Source organism: Mixta calida (genome assembly GCF_002953215.1).
GTDB classification, from domain to species: domain Bacteria; phylum Pseudomonadota; class Gammaproteobacteria; order Enterobacterales; family Enterobacteriaceae; genus Mixta; species Mixta calida.
This window is the reverse complement of sequence record NZ_CP026378.1, coordinates 3755508-3774527: the sequence shown is the minus strand read 5'-3', so window position 1 is coordinate 3774527 and position 19020 is coordinate 3755508. Positions and strand designations below refer to the sequence as shown.

Annotated in this window: 28 protein-coding genes, 1 tRNA gene and 2 pseudogenes; 27 read left to right on the top strand and 4 right to left on the bottom strand. The window is 58.4% G+C overall.

Translation table 11 applies throughout. The features are described from left to right. Positions 1-21: 21 nt before the first annotated feature. The 16 genes and pseudogenes from C2E16_RS18015 to C2E16_RS17950 all read left to right on the top strand — a co-directional run bounded on the left by C2E16_RS18015 (position 22) and on the right by C2E16_RS17950 (position 9251). Positions 22-870: a GPO family capsid scaffolding protein gene (locus C2E16_RS18015; RefSeq protein ID WP_016065988.1), complete on the top strand. Its 849-nt coding sequence runs from the start codon at positions 22-24 to the stop codon at positions 868-870. 50 nt (positions 871-920) lie between these two features. Further along, on the top strand, positions 921-2000 hold the full coding sequence (locus tag C2E16_RS18010) for a phage major capsid protein, P2 family (protein ID WP_016065984.1): 1080 nt from the start codon (positions 921-923) through the stop codon (positions 1998-2000). Between the two features lie 3 nt (positions 2001-2003). Then, positions 2004-2672, top strand: a complete 669-nt coding sequence (gene gpM, locus C2E16_RS18005) for a phage terminase small subunit (protein WP_084970946.1) — start codon at positions 2004-2006, stop codon at positions 2670-2672. Between the two features lie 92 nt (positions 2673-2764). Next, the gene (locus C2E16_RS18000) at positions 2765-3229 is read left to right on the top strand and encodes a head completion/stabilization protein (protein ID WP_016066006.1); all 465 of its coding nucleotides are present in this window, start codon (positions 2765-2767) and stop codon (positions 3227-3229) included. Then, positions 3229-3432 carry a tail protein X gene (locus C2E16_RS17995; protein WP_016066034.1) on the top strand — a complete coding sequence of 68 codons (204 nt, stop codon included), beginning with the start codon at positions 3229-3231 and terminating at the stop codon, positions 3430-3432. The genes C2E16_RS18000 and C2E16_RS17995 overlap by 1 nt, the downstream gene beginning before the upstream one ends. 5 nt (positions 3433-3437) lie before the next feature. Then, positions 3438-3662, top strand: a complete 225-nt coding sequence (locus C2E16_RS17990; RefSeq protein ID WP_016066031.1) for an HP1 family phage holin — start codon at positions 3438-3440, stop codon at positions 3660-3662. Then, positions 3646-4155: a lysozyme gene (locus C2E16_RS17985; protein ID WP_038624037.1), complete on the top strand. Its 510-nt coding sequence runs from the start codon at positions 3646-3648 to the stop codon at positions 4153-4155. Before C2E16_RS17990 ends, C2E16_RS17985 begins: the two co-directional genes overlap by 17 nt. Further along, positions 4152-4502, top strand: a pseudogene (locus C2E16_RS21250) (Rz-like lysis system protein LysB); the annotation flags it as partial. The gene C2E16_RS17985 and the pseudogene C2E16_RS21250, both read left to right, overlap by 4 nt. Continuing rightward, entirely contained in the window at positions 4423-4743 is a 321-nt protein-coding gene (gene lysC, locus C2E16_RS21000) for an Rz1-like lysis system protein LysC (protein WP_218925959.1), read from the top strand. The pseudogene C2E16_RS21250 and the gene lysC, both read left to right, overlap by 80 nt. Continuing rightward, complete coding sequence (locus C2E16_RS17975; protein WP_016066005.1) at positions 4676-5143, top strand: phage tail protein; 468 nt, start codon at positions 4676-4678, stop codon at positions 5141-5143. The genes lysC and C2E16_RS17975 overlap by 68 nt, the downstream gene beginning before the upstream one ends. Next, positions 5140-5589, top strand: coding sequence for a phage virion morphogenesis protein (locus tag C2E16_RS17970; RefSeq protein WP_016066007.1), 450 nt, complete (start codon positions 5140-5142; stop codon positions 5587-5589). Before C2E16_RS17975 ends, C2E16_RS17970 begins: the two co-directional genes overlap by 4 nt. A 69-nt stretch (positions 5590-5658) precedes the next feature. Next, positions 5659-6243, top strand: coding sequence for a phage baseplate assembly protein V (locus C2E16_RS17965; RefSeq protein ID WP_016065994.1), 585 nt, complete (start codon positions 5659-5661; stop codon positions 6241-6243). After that, positions 6240-6590 (top strand): GPW/gp25 family protein, encoded by a 351-nt coding sequence (locus C2E16_RS17960; RefSeq protein WP_016066017.1) that lies wholly within the window; start codon positions 6240-6242, stop codon positions 6588-6590. The genes C2E16_RS17965 and C2E16_RS17960 overlap by 4 nt, the downstream gene beginning before the upstream one ends. A 4-nt stretch (positions 6591-6594) precedes the next feature. Then, positions 6595-7488, top strand: a pseudogene (locus C2E16_RS21245) (baseplate assembly protein); the annotation flags it as partial. Positions 7489-7494: 6 nt separating this feature from the next. Then, positions 7495-8103 carry a phage tail protein I gene (locus C2E16_RS21240; RefSeq protein WP_016065992.1) on the top strand — a complete coding sequence of 203 codons (609 nt, stop codon included), beginning with the start codon at positions 7495-7497 and terminating at the stop codon, positions 8101-8103. Continuing rightward, the gene (locus tag C2E16_RS17950) at positions 8100-9251 is read left to right on the top strand and encodes a phage tail protein (protein WP_104951590.1); all 1152 of its coding nucleotides are present in this window, start codon (positions 8100-8102) and stop codon (positions 9249-9251) included. Before C2E16_RS21240 ends, C2E16_RS17950 begins: the two co-directional genes overlap by 4 nt. Here the strand turns inward: C2E16_RS17950 and C2E16_RS17945 are convergent. From C2E16_RS17945 to C2E16_RS20655, 3 genes are all read right to left on the bottom strand, one after another. Next, complete coding sequence (locus tag C2E16_RS17945; RefSeq protein ID WP_146107489.1) at positions 9220-9765, bottom strand: tail fiber assembly protein; 546 nt, start codon at positions 9763-9765, stop codon at positions 9220-9222. The two genes, C2E16_RS17950 and C2E16_RS17945, sit on opposite strands and share 32 nt — an antisense overlap. A gap of 130 nt (positions 9766-9895) precedes the next feature. Next, positions 9896-10183, bottom strand: a complete 288-nt coding sequence (locus C2E16_RS20660) for a gp53-like domain-containing protein (protein WP_146107488.1) — start codon at positions 10181-10183, stop codon at positions 9896-9898. 61 nt (positions 10184-10244) lie between these two features. Further along, positions 10245-10679, bottom strand: a complete 435-nt coding sequence (locus tag C2E16_RS20655) for a gp53-like domain-containing protein (RefSeq protein ID WP_146107487.1) — start codon at positions 10677-10679, stop codon at positions 10245-10247. A gap of 21 nt (positions 10680-10700) precedes the next feature. Between C2E16_RS20655 and C2E16_RS17940 the strand changes: the two genes are divergently transcribed. The 10 genes from C2E16_RS17940 to C2E16_RS17900 all read left to right on the top strand — a co-directional run bounded on the left by C2E16_RS17940 (position 10701) and on the right by C2E16_RS17900 (position 18002). Next, positions 10701-11297 carry a recombinase family protein gene (locus C2E16_RS17940; protein WP_104951589.1) on the top strand — a complete coding sequence of 199 codons (597 nt, stop codon included), beginning with the start codon at positions 10701-10703 and terminating at the stop codon, positions 11295-11297. A gap of 62 nt (positions 11298-11359) precedes the next feature. Continuing rightward, positions 11360-12529, top strand: a complete 1170-nt coding sequence (locus C2E16_RS17935) for a phage tail sheath protein (RefSeq protein WP_104951588.1) — start codon at positions 11360-11362, stop codon at positions 12527-12529. A gap of 12 nt (positions 12530-12541) precedes the next feature. Continuing rightward, positions 12542-13054, top strand: coding sequence for a phage major tail tube protein (locus C2E16_RS17930; protein ID WP_016065998.1), 513 nt, complete (start codon positions 12542-12544; stop codon positions 13052-13054). A 59-nt stretch (positions 13055-13113) separates the two neighbouring features. Then, entirely contained in the window at positions 13114-13410 is a 297-nt protein-coding gene (locus C2E16_RS17925) for a phage tail assembly protein (RefSeq protein ID WP_016066021.1), read from the top strand. Positions 13411-13424: 14 nt separating this feature from the next. Then, positions 13425-13547 carry a GpE family phage tail protein gene (locus C2E16_RS17920; RefSeq protein WP_052134003.1) on the top strand — a complete coding sequence of 41 codons (123 nt, stop codon included), beginning with the start codon at positions 13425-13427 and terminating at the stop codon, positions 13545-13547. After that, positions 13540-15243, top strand: coding sequence for a phage tail tape measure protein (locus C2E16_RS17915; RefSeq protein ID WP_257152233.1), 1704 nt, complete (start codon positions 13540-13542; stop codon positions 15241-15243). Before C2E16_RS17920 ends, C2E16_RS17915 begins: the two co-directional genes overlap by 8 nt. Further along, positions 15219-16016, top strand: coding sequence for a phage tail tape measure protein (locus C2E16_RS21235; RefSeq protein WP_257152232.1), 798 nt, complete (start codon positions 15219-15221; stop codon positions 16014-16016). Before C2E16_RS17915 ends, C2E16_RS21235 begins: the two co-directional genes overlap by 25 nt. Positions 16017-16019: 3 nt before the next feature. Further along, the gene (locus C2E16_RS17910) at positions 16020-16547 is read left to right on the top strand and encodes a phage tail protein (protein WP_016065996.1); all 528 of its coding nucleotides are present in this window, start codon (positions 16020-16022) and stop codon (positions 16545-16547) included. Next, entirely contained in the window at positions 16544-17716 is a 1173-nt protein-coding gene (locus C2E16_RS17905) for a phage late control D family protein (protein WP_103790887.1), read from the top strand. The genes C2E16_RS17910 and C2E16_RS17905 overlap by 4 nt, the downstream gene beginning before the upstream one ends. A 67-nt stretch (positions 17717-17783) precedes the next feature. After that, on the top strand, positions 17784-18002 hold the full coding sequence (locus tag C2E16_RS17900; RefSeq protein WP_016066033.1) for an ogr/Delta-like zinc finger family protein: 219 nt from the start codon (positions 17784-17786) through the stop codon (positions 18000-18002). 160 nt (positions 18003-18162) lie between these two features. On the opposite strand, the gene C2E16_RS17895 is transcribed toward C2E16_RS17900, so the two are convergent. Next, positions 18163-18238: transfer RNA gene (locus tag C2E16_RS17895), tRNA-Ile, on the bottom strand. A 215-nt stretch (positions 18239-18453) separates the two neighbouring features. Between C2E16_RS17895 and mug the strand changes: the two genes are divergently transcribed. Next, positions 18454-18972 carry a G/U mismatch-specific DNA glycosylase gene (mug, locus tag C2E16_RS17890; protein WP_084970213.1) on the top strand — a complete coding sequence of 173 codons (519 nt, stop codon included), beginning with the start codon at positions 18454-18456 and terminating at the stop codon, positions 18970-18972. Positions 18973-19020 lie beyond the last annotated feature (48 nt).

Below are 19020 nucleotides of genomic sequence, written 5' to 3'. Positions count from 1 at the left end.
CCCCTGACCGGAGCCTGATTAATGGCAACTAAAGCAAAGCGTTTTCGCATCGCCGTCGAAGGCGCAACCACCGACGGGCGCAAAATTTCCCGTGACTGGATTTCTCAGATGGCGGCGAGCTATGACCCGTCCGTCTACGGCGCACGCATCAATATGGAACACATCAAGAGCTACGGGCCTGACGGCACCTTCCGCCGCTTTGGTGACGTCACCGCCGTGGAAGCGGCAGAAATCACCGACGGCCCGCTGAAAGGCAAGCTGGCGCTGTATGGCTGGATTGACCCGACGCCGGAGCTGGTTGCGCTGACAAAGGCACGCCAGAAAATTTACACCTCCATTGAGGTGAATCCGGCGTTTGCCGACACCGGCGAAGCCTATCTGGTTGGTCTGGCCGTGACCGACGACCCGGCAAGCCTCGGCACTGAGATTCTGAGCTTCAGCGCCACCGCTGCGGCGAATCCGCTGGCCTCACGCAAGCTGCATAAAGACAACCTGTTTACGGCTGCGGAAGAAACGCTGATTGAGTTCACCGAAGAATCCGATCCGGCCCCGTCCGTTCTGAGCTACGTCACCGGCCTGTTTTCCCGCAAAAAGAAAACCGACAGCGAGCAGTTTGCCGACATGGGCGCGGCCGTCACGGCCGTTGCGGAAAAGGTGCAGCAGAACGAGGAAGAGCTGACGCAGAAGCTGTCGGCGCTGGAAGCGGGCTTAACCGGACGCCTTGAGGCGCTGGAGCAGCAGAGCGCAGACGACCGCAACGCCTTCAGCGCGCTGAAAACGCAGCTTTCGCAGAATGACGGTGCCAGCTTTACCCGTCGTCCGGCGGCAACCGGCAGCGACCCGAAATCCGGCGCGCAGACCGACTGCTGACAGGCATTGCCTGAACCACAACCCGATAACTGAACAGAACAGGAGCGCAGATGCGCCAGAACACCCGCTTTAAATTTAACGCCTTTATGTCCCGCCTGGCCGAGCTGAACGGCGTTGACACCGGCGACATGAACAAAAAATTCACCGTGGAGCCGTCGGTCACGCAGACCCTGATGAACCGCGTACAGGAGTCCTCGGACTTTCTGACCCGCATCAACATCGTGCCGGTTGCTGAAATGAAGGGCGAGAAAATCGGCATCGGCGTGACCGGCTCGATTGCCAGCACCACCGACACCGCAGGCGGCGACGAGCGCGAAACCGCCGACTTTGCCGCGCTGGACAGCGACATGTATGAGTGCGCGCAGGTGAACTACGACTTTCATATTCGCTATAACACGCTGGATTTGTGGGCCCGCTATGAAGATTTTCAGGCCCGCCTGCGTGATGCCATCGTAAAGCGCCAGTCACTCGACCGCATCATGATCGGCTTTAACGGTACCCACCGCGCCAAAACCTCCAATCGCGCCGTTAACCCCATGTTGCAGGACGTGGCCGTGGGCTGGTTGCAGAAGTATCGCGACAACGCACCCAAGCGCGTGATGAGCAACGTCACCCTTGAGAACGGCACGGTGGAAGACAAGGTGCTGGTCGGCAAAGGGCGCACCTATGTGAACCTTGACGCACTGGTGATGGACGCCACCAACACCCTGATTGAGCCGTGGTATCAGGAAGACCCGGAGCTGGTTGTGATCTGCGGCCGTCAGCTGCTGGCCGACAAGTATTTCCCCATCGTGAACCAGAGCCAGGCCAACACCGAGCAGCTGGCCGCCGACCTGATTGTCAGTCAGAAACGCATCGGCAACCTGCCTGCCGTGCGCGTGCCGTATTTCCCGGCCAATGCCCTGATGATTACGCGCCTCGATAACCTGTCAATTTACTGGCAGGAAGGCACGCACCGCCGCCTGATCGACGAGGTGCCGAAGCGCGACCGCATCGAAAACTACGAGTCCATCAACGAGGACTACGTGGTGGAAGACTACGCGGCAGGCTGCCTGGTGGAAAACATTGAGCTGTCTGACGCGCCGGTTGAGGCGAAAGCGGAAACCCCGGCGGAAACCCCGGAGGCGTAACCCATGTTAAGCCCTGCCCGACGTCACATGATGCGCCAGCAGGCCATTGAGGCCGCACAGCAGCAGAGCAACCCGCTGCGCCACGCAACCGGCTATGAGCAGATGCTGGTAAAGCTCAACGACGACAAGCGTCGCCTGAAAAAAGTGCGCTCCACCGAGCGCAAGGCGGAGCTGAAGCGCCAGATGCTGCCGGACTATCAGCCGTGGGTGGCGGGCGTGCTGAGCCAGGGGAAAGCCGTGCAGGATGCCGTCCTGATGACCGTCATGATCTGGCGGCTTGATACGGGCGACATTCCCGGCGCGCTGGAGATTGCGCGCCACGCCCTGACGCACGGGCTTGTCCCGCCTGACGGCTTTAAGCGTGACAGCACCGCCTACCTGCTGGCCGAGGAAGTGGCCAGCGCGGCGACGCGTGCCTGGACGGTAAAAGCACCGGTGGATATCAACCCGCTGCTGGCAACGCTCAGGCTGACGGAATCCGAAGACATGCCCGACCAGGTGCGCGCCAAGCTGCACAAAATTACCGGGTATGTGCTGCGCGATGCGGGCAGGGCTGACGAGGCGTTACCTCACCTTACACGGGCGCTGCAACTGCATGAAGGCTGCGGCGTTAAAAAAGACATTGAGCGGCTGGCTGCGGTCATGAAAAAGCAGGCTGCGGCCCGCCGCTGACAGAACGCGCCCCGCGCCGGGCGGCAGGACGGCAATGCGCTTGTTAAGCGTCTGCGCCGTCCTCCACCGCCCACCTATTCAGAGGCCATGAAATGACTTCAGTAGTGATAAACGGACAGCGACCGGCACCCGATGCCGAGCCGCCGGTGAAAAACACCTTTTTCTGGCCTGACATTGACCTGCAACAGCTGCGCAACGCGCTGCGCCTGGAAGGCACCGTCACCGCCGACCGTCTGCGGCTGGCAGTAAAGACCGCGATTTCCGAAGTGAACGCCGAGCTGTACGACTGGCGGGCGGACAGGATGGCGGCAGGCTTTCCCCTGCTGACGTCGGTGCCTGCCGAAACCTTCGACGGCGAAAGCGAAAAGGTCACGCACTATTTTGCCGCCGTGGCGGCGCTGACGGCTGCCACCATTGCCGAACGCTATCGCGGCTACGACGCCGCCGGAAAAAAGGCCGACGTGGTGGAAGGCACCGCCGACGAATACTGGCGTGACGCCCGTTTCAGTATCAGCCGCATCGCCGAAAGGCCCGGCTGCATTGTGAGCCTGCTGTAATGAGAATTTACGCGCAGCAGGGCGATACCGTTGATGAAATCTGCTTTCGCTATTACGGGCGCACGCAGCAGGTGGTTGAACAGGTTTATGCCGCCAATCCCGGCCTCGCGGAAAGCGGGCCGGTGCTGCCGCACGGCTGCGAGGTGACGCTGCCGCCGCTGCCGGAAGCCTCAACGGGCGAAACCGTTAACCTGTGGGACTAACAAACATGGAGAAAATCAGCTCGCTGATTAACTACCTGATCGGCCTCATCCTGATGTGGTTTGGCCGCCACACGCCGCAGGAGATTGCCTTTATGGTTGGCTCCGGCGTGGCCGTGATCACCGTGGTGATTAACGTGGCGACCTTTTTTATTAACTGGCATTACCGCCGCAAAACCTATGAATTGCAGCGCCAGAGCGTGCAGGGGGTGAACCTTGAGCCAGACCGCTAAACGCTGCACCGTGGCGGCCGTGCTTGCCATTGCCGCCCTGTTGCCGCAGTTCAAGACCCTGAAAACGTCGGAAGCGGGGCTACAGCTGATTGCGGATGCGGAAGGCTGTCGCACCTCGCCGTACCAGTGCAGCGCCGGTGTCTGGACAAACGGCATCGGCCATACCGCAGGCGTGACGCCGCAGAGCCATATCAGCGAGCGCCAGGCGGCGGTGAATCTGGTGTATGACGTGATGCGCGTGGAGCGCGTGATTGATGCCTGTATGCGCAACGACATGCCGCAGCCGGTCTATGACGCGGTGGTGTCGTGGGCGTTTAACGTCGGCACCTACGCCGCCTGCCGCTCCACGCTCGGCGCTCACATCAACCGGGGCGAGTGGCGCAGCGCCTGCCTGCAGCTGCCGCGCTGGGTATTTGTGAAAGGCGTATTCAGCCAGGGGCTGCAGAACCGCCGCGACCGGGAACTGGCCTGGTGCCTGAAGGGGGCTGCATGATGCGCCTGATTGCCGTGGGGCTGGCCGTGGCGCTGGCGGCGCTGGCCTTCGCCTGCTGGCGTCTGTCCTTAACGGAAAATGAGCTGACGCAGGCGCAGCGCGTTATCGGCACGTTGTCGGCCGGAATTGAAAGCCGGGACAGGGCAATAAACCGCCTGAACGATGAGGCCCGCGAGGGGGCAAAGCGCGAGGCTGCGCTGCGACTGCTGCAGGGCCGCGCCTCGACCGCTGCCCTTAACCGTGAACTGCAGGTACAGAGGGAAACCGATGCAAACCCGACACTACGCGGCTGGTCTGCTGCTGCTTTGCCTGACGATGTTGTCCGGCTGCACAGCCGTCCCGCCTTCAGCAACGCCCGTGATTATCTGGACTGGCTGCCCGCGCGTGACCAGCTGCCCGGTGCCGGGCAACCGGCTGCAGACGCAGGGCGATCTGGCCGCTGATAACCGCCAGCTGGAGGCTGCGCTCGTTTCCTGCGGGTTGCAGGTGGAAACCATCAAAGAATGCCAGGAGCAACACGATGCTGAAACCGAAACAGCTGCGCGAGGCGCTGACAAACAGCGTCCCGCTGCTGGCGCGAAACCCTGACAGCCTGAATGTGTTTATTGACAGCGGCCGGATTGCCTCGACGCTCGCCAGCTCGCTGTCGTTTGAATACCAGTATCAGCTGAATCTGGTGATTACTGACTATGCCGACGATATCGATCTGGTGATGGTGCCGGTGCTGGCCTGGCTGCGTGAGAATCAACCCGACATTATGGCGACCGAAGAAAAGCGCCGCACCGGCTTCACCTTTAAGGTGGATGTGTTAAGCGACACGCTCTGCGATATCAGCATCGATCTGCAACTCACTGAGCGCGTGCTTGTGAAGCAGGACGGCGATGCGCTGCACGTTGACCATATCGGCGAGCCGCCGTTGCCGGAAAACGTCAACCGGCCGCTTCAGCTTTATGTGCATGGCGAGCTGGTCAGCGAGCTGACCCCATGAACGGGCTGGAAGCGTTCGACGGACGCCTGGCCGCGCTGATTGCAAACCTGTCGCCTGCAACGCGTAAAGAGATGGCCCGCAATATTGCGAAGCGGCTGCGCGCCAGTCAGCAGCAGAACATTAAGCGCCAGCAGGCCCCGGACGGCACGCCGTTTGCGCCTCGCCGGGCGCAGCCGGTCAGGAACAAGAAAGGCCGGGTAAAGCATGAGATGTTCAAAAAGCTGCGCACCGCAAAGTACATGAAGGCAAAGGCCAGCGCTGACGACGCCGTGGTGGAGTTTACCGGCAAGGTGCAGCGCATGGCCCGCGTGCATCATTACGGGCTGCGCGACCGGCCAGCCCGCAGGGTGAAAGAGGTGTTGTATGAAGCGCGCCCGCTGCTCGGCCTGAACGATGCCGATATGCACGCAATTGAGATGGAAATCATTAACCGCCTGGCGGAATAACCTGTCCGGTGATTTATCAGCGGGCGACGATTGATTGTCGCTCCAGCCGTCCGGCGTAACACTAACGCCATGAACGAACAAATCAGCGAAATCCTGCGCCTGCTGCGCAACCTGATCCGCATCGGCACCGTGGCCGCCGTCAATCTGGACGACGGGCTTTGCCGTGTAGATACGGGAAACAACACTACTGACTGGCTGCACTGGCTCACCGCCCGCGCCGGGCGCTCACGCTCATGGAGTGCGCCGTCTGTGGGCGAGCAGGTGCTTGTCCTTTGCCTCGGCGGCGAGCTTGACACCGGCTTTGTGCTGCCCGGCGTGTTTTCTGACAACAACCCTGCCCCGTCGGCATCAGCTGACGCCCTGCACTGGTCATTCCCGGACGGTGCCGTGATTGAGTACGAGCCGGATACCGGCGCGCTGACCGCAACCGGCATCCAGACCGCGCTGATTAAGGCGGCGGTAAGCATCACCCTGGACAGCCCGCTGGTTGAATGCACTCATGCGCTGAAAACCGCCACCTTTGAGCTGACCGGCGGCGGCACCATGAAAGGCGATGTGCAGCACAGCGGTGGCGCGTTCAGCTCTAACGGCAAAATTTTGCATACGCATCAACATAAAGGCGACAGCGGCGGAACAACGGGAGCGCCACTATGACTACTGCGCAATACAGCGGCATGAGCCGCGACACCGGCGAGGCGCTGGCAGACCTTGAACATATCCGCCAGTCAGTGCGCGACATTCTCACCACGCCGATCGGCTCCCGGATTATGCGCCGCAGCTATGGCTCGCTGCTGTCAGCGCTGATTGACCAGCCGCAGAACGCGGCGCTGCGCCTGCAAATTATGTCGGCCTGCTATATGGCGATTTTGCAGTGGGAGCCGCGCGTAAAGCTGACGTCCATCAGCTACGAACCTGCGTTTGACGGCGGCATGGTGGTGGAAATCTCCGGCAGCCGCACCGACACCGCGCAGGATTTTTCACTAACCGTTCCCGTGAGCTGAAACTATGGCAACCATTGACCTGAGCCAGCTGCCTGCGCCCGATGTGGTTGAGGTGCTGGATTACGAAACGCTGCTGGCCGAACGCAAAGCCACGCTGATTTCGCTTTACCCGGCTGAGCAGCAGGCGACCATTGCCCGCACGCTGGCGCTGGAGTCTGAGCCGATTGTGAAGCTGTTACAGGAAAACGCCTACCGCGAGGTCATTCTGCGCCAGCGCGTGAATGAAGCGGCGCAGGCAAATATGGTGGCCTACGCCAGTGACGGTGACCTTGACCAGCTCGGCGCAAACAACGGCGTTACCCGCCTGACACTTACCCCGGCCGACGATACCACCATCCCGCCGACGCCCGCAGTGATGGAAAGTAACGACGATTTCCGGCTGCGCGTGGCGTCTGCCTTTGAGGGGCTGAGCGTGGCCGGGCCGACCGGTGCCTACGAATATCATGCGAAAAGCGCCGACGGCCGCGTGGCGGATGCCTCGGCCATCAGCCCGTCGCCCGCCTGCGTCACCGTCACGGTGCTGTCGCGTGAGGGTAACGGCGAAGCCCCATCCGACCTGCTGGCCGTGGTGGATGCCGCGCTGAACGATGAGAACGTGCGCCCGGTGGCCGATCGCGTCACGGTGCAGTCGGCCGCTATCGTAAATTATGCCGTTGAGGCGGCGCTGTACCTCTATCCGGGGCCGGAAGCTGAACCTGTGCGCGCCGCTGCCGAGAAAAAGCTCGCTGCCTTTGTCAGCGCGCAGGCCCGCCTCGGCCGTGACATTCGCAAGTCAGCGCTGTATGCCGCGCTGCATGTTGAGGGCGTGCAGCGTGTTGAACTGGCGCAGCCGGCGGCCGACGTGGTGCTGGACAAGACGCAGGCCGCCTACTGCACCGGCTACCGCATAACGGTCGGGGTTCAGATGAGTGATCGCCTGCTGCCGTCCGGCTCATCGGTGCTGGAAGTGGCCGCTGCTGAAGCCTGCGCGAAGATAGAAACCATTCCGGTGCCGTTGCGCAAACTGTGGAACGCGCAGACCTGCCCGGTTGAGCTGCTGCCGTATCTCGCCTGGGCCTGGTCGGTTGACCGCTGGGATGCCAGCTGGCCGGAAGCCACAAAGCGCAGCGTGGTCGCCGCGTCGGAATACGTTCACCGGCATAAAGGCACCATCGGCTCGCTGCGTCGCGTGGTGGAGCCGCTCGGCTATCTGATCCGCATCATTGAGTGGTGGAAAACCGGTGAGGCACCCGGCACGTTTCGCCTGGACGTGGGCGTGCTGGATACCGGCATTACGCAGGAAATGTATACCGAGCTGGAGCGCCTGATAGCGGATGCAAAACCCTGCAGTCGCCACCTTATCGGGCTGTCGATTAACCTGGACTCAACCGGCGCGCTGCCGGTTGCAGCAGCAGCCTACAGTGGGGATGAGCTGACCGTTTACCCTTACACACCTGAAACCATTACCGTGAGCGGGCCGGGTTATACCGGCGCAGCGGTGCATATTACTGACCTGACGGACGTACACGCATGACAACAAAATTCTATGCCCTGCTGACGAATCAGGGCGCGGCCAAGCTCGCCAACGCAGCGGCGCTCGGCACCAAAATCCAGATTACCGAAATGGCCGTGGGTGACGGCGGCGGCACGTTACCAACGCCTGACGCTTCACAGACCAGGCTCGTTAATGAAAAGCGCCGCGCCGCGCTAAATTCGCTGAGCGTGGACGCGGTGAACAGCAGCCAGATTATTGCCGAGCAGGTCATTCCTGAAAATGAGGGCGGCTTCTGGATACGTGAAATCGGCCTGTTTGATGCCGACGGCGATATGGTGGCCGTGGCGAACTGTGCCGAAACCTACAAGCCGCAGCTACAGGAAGGCAGTGGACGCACCCAAACCATCCGCATGATTTTAATCGTGAACAGCATGGCTGCCGTGACGCTGAAAATTGACCCGTCGGTAGTGCTGGCAACGCGTAAATACGTGGATGATAACGTGATTGAGGTACGCCAGTACGCGGACAGCCTGATGGCGAAACATCTCGCTGCCGCCGATCCGCATTCGCAGTATGCGCCAAAGGTCAGCCCGACCTTTACCGGTACACCAAAAGCCCCGACGCCTGCAGCGGGCAACAACACTACGCAGCTGGCAACCACGGCATTTGTTACCGCTGCGCTTTCGGCGCTGGCCGGAGCGGCACCTGCCACGCTCGATACGCTGAAAGAGCTGGCCGACGCGCTGGGCAATGATCCGAATTTCTCGACCACGGTGCTGAACAAGCTGGCCGGGAAAATGGATATTGCGAAGAATGGCAGCGATATCGCTGACGTGGCGGCGTTTCTCAAAAATCTTGGTTTGGGCGAAGCTGCAAAACTGCCTGCTGCGACAGTGTCAATTGGTGAAAATGGATGGATAAGTTTACCAACCGGAAACGGGATTAAATTAATTATTCAGTGGGGCTATGCCAGTTGCGCCGGTGCTGGGGCTGATAAAGGAGTCGTAAATAATTTTACGGTTCCATTCCCCAATGCAGCTTTAAGAATGGTCATATCTCATTCTGGCTACTCGCCAGCAGTAGCAGGAATATTATCTTTTCTGATAATGAGTAAAAGTCAGTTTAGAGCTTTTTCTTCTGGTAATACGGAGGGCGTTACTGGTTTTTATATTGTAATAGGCTATTAAAAAGAAGCGTTCTAATAAAAAAAGCCCTTTCGGGCTTTTTATTAATTGGCCATACAGGAACCACATAGCCATTATCAACTGCCTCAATCAAAATCCATGAAGGGATTTCTGGCAGCGCGATTTTCGGCCATCCATCATCATTAGGCCAGGTTTTGAAGCTGGCACGAACTTTTAACAATTCTTCGCGCTGTTCATCAGACAGAGAGATATCATTAATTGTATAGTCCACAACTAACATCCGATCTGTTGATAATATAAAGTCATCACGTAACTTTCTGGCTTGTGCTTTTAATTCATCTTCAGACAATTTAGGAACAGGCATGTCAGCCCAGCATGGAAAGCCTTCATTATCAGGGGCCCGTATTTTTCCAGCAGGTGGCATCCCGGAATATTTCATAAAAACATCGTCACTTACATCTTTTAAATCACTTGGGAGCGCCCCTGCACTCTTGTATACATTTTCAAGGGCTTTGGGGTAAAAAGCATTGTGTTCAGGGCTAAACCAGTAACTCATTAGATATCCTCCAATAAATATAAAGCCATATTCTAAATTCACTTTTCTTTAGTTTTAATGAATTACTGTTGTGCCATGTACCAAACAACAAGACGATTTTATTTTTATAGTCGATGGCAGTGAAGTAACGTTATATTCCGAGCGCCAAATAAAAGCCGTTGACGCTACCATTCGACGTGCTGGTAAGTCGCGCTACAGTAAATCCTGCGTTGTTTCGGTCAGTAGTTCCGTATGAAAGACATGCGGCACCGGTATCAGTAACAAGGATTGCAAAAATATCTTTCGGAAATACTACAGGAAACTGTACTTTCCCCGTTGCGCTTCCAGCCGGAACAGGGGCATATCCCCACTGCAAAATTAATCCTCCCGCTATCTTCTGCCAGCCGGTTCTTGAGAGACCGGACGAAAAAGCGCTCATGTCAGGATTTGATTTATATCACTTCCGACATTCCGTTTTGCAGCTTCGCCCAAACCAACCTTTAATAGCCTAACGCAAATACAAATGCTTGCATTTCAATAGTGGCGAGCGGATCGGATTTAACCGCTACACCACCAATGCGAATAGAGGCTGTGTTTTTGCTATTTATACCTGCTGTTGCAGTTTCAATCAGCGTTTCACCCGAATCTGATGGTGTTGCGCTTACCATCAATGCCGCATTCGGAAATGCGATCGGATAAGTGAATGATGTGGCGCCATCATAACCTTTTAACGTTGAGCCAATATTTAGAGGTGCGCTAACTGAAACCCGCCCCCACTGAATAATGAAATTTACTCCACTGGATATAGGAATTTTTATCCAGCCGGACGTAGCTAAAAAACCGGTAGGGGCGTCTAGCTTTGCCGCCTCGCCCAAACCAACCCAAAACCGAAAGAAAACCCTGGCCCTTAAAAGCGCCAGGCTGGCACACTCCACGCCATTTATGCGAGGTTTACCGTGCTGATTGGCTATATCAGGGTGTCAACAAATGACCAGAACACTGATTTGCAGCGTAACGCGCTGCAGAGCGCAAATTGTGAACTGATTTTTGAAGACAGAATAAGCGGGAAAAAGTCAGACAGGCCGGGACTGAAAAAAGCACTGCGCTGTCTGCAGGAAGGCGACACACTGGTGGTGTGGAAGCTGGATCGTCTTGGCCGCAGCATGCGCCATCTGGTTATGCTGACTGAGGAACTGCGCGAAAAAGGAATAAACTTCCGCAGCCTGACCGACAGCATTGATACCAGTACGCCAATGGGCCGCTTCTTTTTTCATGTTATGGGGGCGCTGGAGGAAATGGAGCGCGAGCTGATTGTTGAGCGTACCCGTGCAGGACTGGCGGCGGCACGGGAAAAAGGCCGCATCGGGGGCAGGCGACGGATAATGACGCCTGAAGTGGTCAGCCGGGCTGAAAGGATGCTGGCGAACGGTGCCACACTGCATCAGATTGCCCTGGTGCTGGAGGTATCCGTAAAGACGCTTTATCGCTATATCCCCGCCGAAAAACAGCAGCACCTGCGTGATTCTGTCCTGCCAGAGACCAGCAAACCCTGAAGACATGCACCCGCCCGCCTGAGCTGACACTCTGAGCGCACCCATAACACGGAGTGCATCAGATGTCTGATTATCATCACGGTGTCCGCGTCGTCGAAGTCAACGACGGCACGCGCACCATTTCCACCGTATCCACGGCCATTGTCGGCATGGTCTGTACCGCAGACGATGCCGATGCGGCCGCCTTCCCGCTCAATGAGCCGGTGCTGCTGACCAACGTGCTGTCGGCCATTGGCAAAGCCGGTAAAAAAGGCACGCTGGCCGCCGCGCTGCAGGCGATCGCTGACCAGGCCAAACCCGTCACCGTCGTGGTGCGCGTGGCGGAAGGTGCCACCCCGGCGGAAACCACCTCGAACATTATCGGCACCACCGACGAGAATGGCCGTTACACCGGCATGAAGGCGCTGCTGAGCGCGCAGACGCAGCTCGGCGTCAAACCGCGCATTCTCGGCGTGCCGGGTCTCGACGCGCTGGAAGTCTCGACCGCGCTTGCCAGCATTGCTCAGCAGCTGCGCGCCTTCGCCTATGTGTCGGCATGGGGCTGCAAAACCCTTTCCGAGGCGATGGCATACCGCGAGAACTTCAGCCAGCGCGAATTAATGGTTATCTGGCCGGACTTTATCAGCTGGAACACCACCGCCAATCAGTCCGAAACCGCGTACGCCACCGCCCGAGCGCTGGGCCTGCGGGCAAAAATCGACACCGAAACCGGCTGGCACAAAACCCTGTCCAACGTTGGCGTTAACGGTGTGACCGGCATTTCCGCCTCGGTCTTCTGGGATTTGCAGCAGACCGGCACCGACGCCGACCTGCTCAACGAGGCATGCGTTACCACCCTGATCCGTAAAGATGGCTTCCGCTTCTGGGGCAACCGCACCTGTAGCGACGATCCGCTGTTTGCGTTTGAAAACTACACCCGCACGGCGCAGGTGATTGCCGACACGATGGCCGAGGCGCATATGTGGGCCAACGACAAGCCGCTGACGCCGGTACTGGTGCGCGACATTATCGCGGGCATCAATGCCAAATTCCGCGAGCTGGTCAGCGCCGGTTACCTGCTGGGCGCGTCGTGCTGGTATGACGACACGGCCAACGATAAAGACACGCTGAAGGCGGGCAAGCTCTTTATTGATTACGACTACACGCCGGTGCCGCCGCTGGAAGATTTGACCCTGCGCCAGCGCATCACCGACAGCTACCTGGCGAACTTCGCCGCATCCGTTAACAGCTGAGGAGCCGGATAAATGGCATTACCCCGCAAATTAAAAGGGCTGAACCTTTTCAACGATTCAAACAGCTATCAGGGCGTGGTGACCGCCGTGACCCTGCCGAAGCTGTCACGCAAGCTGGACGCCTACCGGGGCGGCGGCATGAACGGTGCCGCGTTCGTGGATAACGGGCTGGACGATGATGCGCTTGATATGGAGTGGACGATCGGCGGCGTGGATGATCTGGTGTTGAAACAGTGGGGCAGCAGCGCGGCTGTACCGCTGCGCTTTACCGGCTCCTACCAGCGCGACGACACCGGCGAGGAAATCGCGGTGGAGATCGAGGTACGCGGCCGCCATCAGGCGTTTGATTTTGGCGAGGCCAAACAGGGCGAGGATACCGAAACCAAAATCACCACCAAAAACACCTATTTCCGCCTGACGTGGGACGGCAAAGAGCTGATGGAGATCGACACCATCAACATGATTGAAAAGGTGGACGGCACCGACCTGCTGGAGCAGCGCCGCAAAAACCTCGGCCTGATGTAACCCTGACGCCAGCGCCCGGCGCTGGCCCTGAATAAACCTGACTATTGCGAGTAACGAAAATGGAACAGAACGAAAACGTGATCATCCTGGAAACCCCGCTGAAACGTGGCGAGACCGAAATCAGCCAGGTGGAACTGTTTAAGCCCAACGCGGGCGCGCTGCGCGGCGTGCGGCTGGCTGACCTGTGCGCCTCGGACGTGGACGCCCTGCTGTCCGTGCTGCCGCGCATTACCCTGCCTGCACTGACGAAATCAGAGTGCCTAAACCTCGATCCGGTTGACCTGATTACGCTGGGCGGGAAAGTGATCGGTTTTTTGTTGCCGAAGTCGGCCGACAAGACTGGCCCCGAAGCCTGACCGTGAATGACCTGATGGCCGACGTTGCGGTCATCTTTCACTGGCCCCCGTCTGAAATGTACGACATGCCGCTGGCCGAGTTACTGGACTGGCGGCACAAAGCCCTGATGCGCAGCGGAGTATCCCCGGATGAGTAACAACCTCAAACTGCAGGTGCTGCTGAAAGCGGTAGACCAGGCGACGCGTCCCTTTAAAGCGGTGCAGGCCGCCAGCAAAACGCTGGCGGGCGATATCCGTGGCTCACAGGATGAGCTGAAGGCGCTGAACGCGCAGGCGCACCGCATTGAAAGCTTTCGTAATGTCAGCGCGCAACTGGCCGTGACCGGCGAGGCGCTGAAAAAAGCCAAAGCGGAAGCCGCCGCGCTGGGTGTGCAGATGCGCAGCTCCGCCAGCCCGACGGCGGCGCAGGTCAAAGCCTTTGAAAATGCCAGGCGCAGCGCGGCGGCAATGCAGGAAAAATATAACTCCCTGCGCCAGTCCGTCCAGCGCCAGCGCGCCGAGCTGCAACAGTCCGGTATCGATACGCGGAATTTATCCGCTGCCGGGCGCACGCTGCGCAACAGCATTGCGGAAACGACCGCAACCATTAATCGCCAGCGCGAAGCGTTAGCCCGTGTGAGCCAGCAACAGGAGCGGCTGAACGCGATAAGCCAGCGGTACGAGCGGGGTAAAAACGCGGCGGCGGGCGTGCGTAATGTCAGCGCCGCTTCGCTCGGAGCGGGCACCGCTGCACTGTATGCCGGTAGCCGGTTAATGGCACCCGAAATTCAGTCACAGCAAAGCGGTGCGATGATTGCGGCCCGTCAGGGGGAGGATGCCGAGAAAGGCAGGCAGTACACCGCAGCCATTCAGCGCATTAATGCATCTGGGGTGAGCGGGGATATTGCAGAAATCACCGAGGCAGTGTCAGCGGTACGCAGCACACTCGGCACGCTGGGCGACGTGGGCGAGGCTGAGTTAGACCGCATCACCCGCAAGGCGCTGGATATGCAGACCACCTTTGGCACCGATACGGCCGAAAGCATCCAGATTGCCGCGATCATGATGAAAAACAACCTCGCGGGCAGCAGCGACGAGGCAATGGATTTGATCGTCTCAGGTATGCAACGCGTATCCACCGAAATGCGCGGCGAACTGCCTGAAATTCTTCACGAGTATTCGACCCACTTCCGCAACATGGGATTCACCGGCGCGGAGGCGATGTCACTGCTGGTTGATATGTCGAAACAGGGCAAATTTGCCCTTGATAAAACTGGCGATGCCATCAAGGAATTCAGCATTCGCGGCTCGGATATGTCGAAAAACAGCGTCGCCGCGTATAAGCAGATTGGCCTTAACGCCGAAAAAATGTCCCGCGATATTGCCACCGGCGGCGATAAAGCACGGGCGGCAATGCAGAAAACGGCGAAGGGGTTGCTTGCCATCAAAGACCCGGCGGAACGGGCAAATGCGGCGATAACCCTGTTTGGCACGCCGGTTGAGGATTTATCGGTTGACCAGATACCGGCCTTTCTCGGCGCGCTGGCGGGGGTTAAAAACCAGCTCGGCGACGTCAGCGGCGCAGCCGGTAACATGGGTAAAACCCTGCGCGATAATTTATCGGGTGACGTAGCGAAACTTCAGGGCGCGTTTTCGGGGCTGCGGTTTAACGTCTTTACCCGAATGGATGGCCACCTGCGCACCCTGACGCAGAGCGCAACGGGCTGGCTCACACAATTAAACGCCTGGATAAAGGCCAATCCTGCGCTGACCTCCAATCTGGTACTGGCAGCGGGGCGGTCGCGGGGCTGGCGGCGGTACTGGGTGGCGTGGGGCTGGTTGTCTGGCCGGTGATGGCGGGTATTAATGCCCTGATAGCGGGTGCCGGGCTGCTCAGTGCGGGCTTCACGATTGCAGGCGGTGCGATTACCGCTGCGCTGGGTGCCATCACGCTGCCTGTCGTGGCTGTGGTGGCCGCCATCGTGGCCGGTGCCCTGATAATCCGTAAATACTGGGAGCCGATAAGCGCATTTATTTCCGGTGTGGCTGAAGGCTTTACGGCGGCAATGGGCCCAATAAGCGAGGCGTTCGCGCCGCTGAAGCCGGTGTTTGACTGGTTTACCGGTAAGGTGAAATCCCTGTGGGGCTGGTTTGGCAGGTTGCTGGAGCCGGTGAAATCCACACAGGCGGAGCTGGCGTCTGCCGGGGATATGGGTAAAAAGTTTGGCACCATGCTGGCCGATGCCCTGAAATTTCCGTCCGATATGCTGAATCAGCTGAAAGGCGGTATTGACTGGGTGCTGGAAAAACTGGGCGTTATCGACAAGAAATCCTCCGGGCTGAAAGACAAGGTGCCGGAGCATGATGCGGTGGCTACGGGCGGCGCGGGTATCAGTACCGGCGATTTGCAGTACAACCTCGCAACCGGAGGTGCGCCGTATAAGCCAGTAACGGCACCCGCTGCAAGGGGGGCAACGCAGCAGAATACCTACAACAGCAATTATGTGCTGAACATGCACGAAGGCATGACTAAAGACGATGCGCTGGCCCTGATGGCGCAGAACAGCGCCCGTGAGCAGAACAGAGCGAAAGCGCAACAGCGCAGCAGAATGGGATGGGAGGATTAAACCATGATGATGATTTACGGCATGCTGCCGTTCATGCGCCAGACGCTGCCCTATGACGAACTGCAACACAGCACTGATTATCGCTGGCCGACAAACAGCCGCGTCGGGCGGCGTGCCTCGGCACAGTTTATCGGGCCGGGCGATGAAAAAATCACGCTGAGCGGCGAGCTGCGCCCGGAAATCACCGGCGGTGCGGTGTCGCTGCTGACGCTGAAAGCGATGGCCGACGAGGGCCGGGCGTGGCCGCTGATAGGCGGTAACGGTAAAATTTACGGCATGTACGTGACGGAAAGCGTTGCCGCCACGCACAGCGAGTTTTACAGCGACGGCAGCGCCCGAAAAATTACCTTTACCCTGAGCCTGTTGCGCGTTGATGAGTCCTTAACGGCGATGTTCGGCGATCTGAAAAAACAGGCTGACGGGCTGATAAGCGGCGCGGGAAACCTGCCGGGGCAGCTTTCATCGGTCGCGGCCAGCATTAAGTCAGCGGCGGGCAGCGTGATTTCTTCAGCCGGAGGGCTGTTATCGTGACGGTTATCAGCAGCCTGCCGGTACAGGCAGGCGCACGCCTTTCCCCTGATTTCAGGCTGACGGTAAACGCAAAGGACGTGACCGCGAACCTGCGCGACCGGTTGCTGTCGCTGACGCTTACCGATAACCGGGGCTTTGAGGCTGACCAGCTGGATATTGAGCTGGACGACGCCGACGGCCAGCTGGCGCTGCCGGTACGCGGTGCGGTGGTGAAACTGTTTCTCGGCTGGCAGGGGCAGCCGCTGACGGACAAGGGTGAGTTTACCGTTGATGAAGTGGAGCATCACGGCGCACCGGACACGCTGACCATTCGCGCCCGCAGCGCCGACTTTCGCGGCACGCTGAACTCACGCCGTGAAACATCCTGGCATGACACCACCCTGGGCGCTGTGCTGAAAGAGATAGCCGGACGCAACAAGCTGGCCCCTGCTGTGGCGGCTGAATTCACAGGCGTTGCGGTGCGCCATATCGACCAGACGCAGGAGACAGACGCCAAATTTCTGACGCGGCTGGCCTCGCTGCATGGCGCGGTGGCGGCCATCAAGGCAGGACGTCTGCTGTTTATCCGGCCCGGTGCCGGGGTTACCGTCAGCGGCAAACCGATCCCGCAGCTGACCCTGACCCGCCAGGACGGCGACCGGCACAGCTTCAGCATTGCCGATCGCGGTGCCTATACCGGCGTGGTCGCCAGCTGGCTGCACACCAAAGACCCGAAGCCGAAAAAGGTAAAGCTGAAGCGCAAACCCAAAGAAGAGAAGCCGCACACGCCGGAGCATCCGGCTGCGGAGAAAACGAAAGCCGCGACCGCCAAGGAGCCGGAGGCGCGCAAGGGGGAGTATCTGGCGGGCAGTGAGGATAATGTTTTTACGCTGACCACGGTCTACGCCACTCAAAAGGCCGCGATGAGTGCAGCGAAAGCCAAGTGGGAGAAGCTGCAACGCGGCGTTGCCGAGTTTTCGCTGACGCTGGCAACGGGCCGGGCGGATGTGTTCCCGGAGACGCCGGTCAGGGTGAGCGGCTTTAAATCGGTGATCGATGCACAGCCGTGGCTTATCAGCAAGGTCACGCACAGTCTGAACGGGAGCGGCTACACCACCACGCTGGATTTTGAGGTGCTGCTGTCTGATGTGGAATACGACGTAGATTCAGAAAAAGATTATTCACAATAAGTGAATTTTGTTGCTCTTTTTGGAATCATGCTGTATTAAAGCAGGACATTACAGGGAGATCACTTTAATGATGCATTGTCCGCTTTGCCAGACCTCTGCTCACGCTAAAAGCAGCCGCTACATATCGCGCGAGACGAAAGAACGTTATCACCAGTGCCAGAACATTAATTGCAGCTGTACGTTTAAGACGCATGAATCCGTAGCAGGCGTGATTGTTGCTCCAGGTGTGGTTAATAAAGTTACTGTGTTTACGCATAATGAAAGCCAACCGTCATTGCTTCACTGAAAAATTATGACCTACAGAAAAGCCCGCGAAAGCGGGTTTTTTTATGCTTGCAGGGGGCAACTGCTGAAAATCCATCGCCATTTCATCGCCACTTGAAATCGGAAAACAAAAAAGCCACTCCGAAGAGTGGCTATAAGTAGCTGATTTAGCAGCTAAAATCTGGTGGCCCCTGCTGGACTTGAACCAGCGACCAAGCGATTATGAGTCGCCTGCTCTAACCACTGAGCTAAGGGGCCTGTGGGGCGTGATTATAAAGTAACTCGCCTGGGCAATCCAGCTATCGCTTATCGGTTGGCGATTTTTGCAGCAGTTCAATTGCTTGAAAAGCCTTCATTTCTTTGAGTGTCGACAGCGCAACGGGACGTGTCGCAAAAGCCGATGCCTGCGTCAGGCGATCGGTTGCTAAACTATTAAGCATTATGCCAGGCTGACGTACAACAGGAGAGCAGGGATGAGTGATCATGAGATCAAAGATATTATCGCGCCCGGCCTGCGGGTGGTTTTTTGCGGCATCAATCCGGGCAAGTCTTCCGCCCATACCGGTCACCACTTCGCTTATTCAGGAAACCGCTTCTGGAAAACGCTCTGGCTGGCCGGCTTTACCGAGCGCCAGCTCAAACCGGAAGAGGAGTTGCACCTGCTGGATACCCGCTGCGGTATCACCAGGCTGGTGGATCGACCAACAAAAGAGGCCAGCGAGCTGTCGACGGATGAGCTGCGCGAAGGCGGCAAGTCATTGATAGAAAAAATGCTGCATTACCAGCCAGCGGCGCTGGCGGTGTTAGGTAAGGATGCCTACAAAAAGGCGTTTCGTCAGAGCAAAGTGGAGTGGGGCAGGCAGGCTGCCACCATCGGCGAAACGGAAGTCTGGGTGTTGCCCAATCCCAGCGGCCTGAACCGCGCCACGCAGGAAAAGCTGACGGAAGCCTATAAAGAACTGGAAAGCGCGCTGACGCTGCGCGGACGTTAGCCAATAAAAAAGGCTTCCCGGAGGAAGCCTTTTTACGCTATCGATGCG

What these genes read in the sequence shown, in the direction of transcription:
- C2E16_RS18015 (WP_016065988.1), top strand. Translation starts at nt 22, where the DNA reads ATGGCAACTAAAGCAAAGCGTTTTCGCATCGCCGTCGAAGGCGCAACC.
- C2E16_RS18010 (WP_016065984.1), top strand. Translation starts at nt 921, where the DNA reads ATGCGCCAGAACACCCGCTTTAAATTTAACGCCTTTATGTCCCGCCTG.
- gpM (WP_084970946.1), top strand. Translation starts at nt 2,004, where the DNA reads ATGTTAAGCCCTGCCCGACGTCACATGATGCGCCAGCAGGCCATTGAG.
- C2E16_RS18000 (WP_016066006.1), top strand. Translation starts at nt 2,765, where the DNA reads ATGACTTCAGTAGTGATAAACGGACAGCGACCGGCACCCGATGCCGAG.
- C2E16_RS17995 (WP_016066034.1), top strand. Translation starts at nt 3,229, where the DNA reads ATGAGAATTTACGCGCAGCAGGGCGATACCGTTGATGAAATCTGCTTT.
- C2E16_RS17990 (WP_016066031.1), top strand. Translation starts at nt 3,438, where the DNA reads ATGGAGAAAATCAGCTCGCTGATTAACTACCTGATCGGCCTCATCCTG.
- lysC (WP_218925959.1), top strand. Translation starts at nt 4,423, where the DNA reads ATGCAAACCCGACACTACGCGGCTGGTCTGCTGCTGCTTTGCCTGACG.
- C2E16_RS17975 (WP_016066005.1), top strand. Translation starts at nt 4,676, where the DNA reads ATGCTGAAACCGAAACAGCTGCGCGAGGCGCTGACAAACAGCGTCCCG.
- C2E16_RS17970 (WP_016066007.1), top strand. Translation starts at nt 5,140, where the DNA reads ATGAACGGGCTGGAAGCGTTCGACGGACGCCTGGCCGCGCTGATTGCA.
- C2E16_RS17965 (WP_016065994.1), top strand. Translation starts at nt 5,659, where the DNA reads ATGAACGAACAAATCAGCGAAATCCTGCGCCTGCTGCGCAACCTGATC.
- C2E16_RS17960 (WP_016066017.1), top strand. Translation starts at nt 6,240, where the DNA reads ATGACTACTGCGCAATACAGCGGCATGAGCCGCGACACCGGCGAGGCG.
- C2E16_RS21240 (WP_016065992.1), top strand. Translation starts at nt 7,495, where the DNA reads ATGAGTGATCGCCTGCTGCCGTCCGGCTCATCGGTGCTGGAAGTGGCC.
- C2E16_RS17950 (WP_104951590.1), top strand. Translation starts at nt 8,100, where the DNA reads ATGACAACAAAATTCTATGCCCTGCTGACGAATCAGGGCGCGGCCAAG.
- C2E16_RS17945 (WP_146107489.1), bottom strand. Translation starts at nt 9,765, where the DNA reads ATGAGTTACTGGTTTAGCCCTGAACACAATGCTTTTTACCCCAAAGCC.
- C2E16_RS20660 (WP_146107488.1), bottom strand. Translation starts at nt 10,183, where the DNA reads ATGAGCGCTTTTTCGTCCGGTCTCTCAAGAACCGGCTGGCAGAAGATA.
- C2E16_RS17935 (WP_104951588.1), top strand. Translation starts at nt 11,360, where the DNA reads ATGTCTGATTATCATCACGGTGTCCGCGTCGTCGAAGTCAACGACGGC.
- C2E16_RS17930 (WP_016065998.1), top strand. Translation starts at nt 12,542, where the DNA reads ATGGCATTACCCCGCAAATTAAAAGGGCTGAACCTTTTCAACGATTCA.
- C2E16_RS17925 (WP_016066021.1), top strand. Translation starts at nt 13,114, where the DNA reads ATGGAACAGAACGAAAACGTGATCATCCTGGAAACCCCGCTGAAACGT.
- C2E16_RS17920 (WP_052134003.1), top strand. Translation starts at nt 13,425, where the DNA reads ATGGCCGACGTTGCGGTCATCTTTCACTGGCCCCCGTCTGAAATGTAC.
- C2E16_RS17915 (WP_257152233.1), top strand. Translation starts at nt 13,540, where the DNA reads ATGAGTAACAACCTCAAACTGCAGGTGCTGCTGAAAGCGGTAGACCAG.
- C2E16_RS17910 (WP_016065996.1), top strand. Translation starts at nt 16,020, where the DNA reads ATGATGATGATTTACGGCATGCTGCCGTTCATGCGCCAGACGCTGCCC.
- C2E16_RS17900 (WP_016066033.1), top strand. Translation starts at nt 17,784, where the DNA reads ATGATGCATTGTCCGCTTTGCCAGACCTCTGCTCACGCTAAAAGCAGC.
- mug (WP_084970213.1), top strand. Translation starts at nt 18,454, where the DNA reads ATGAGTGATCATGAGATCAAAGATATTATCGCGCCCGGCCTGCGGGTG.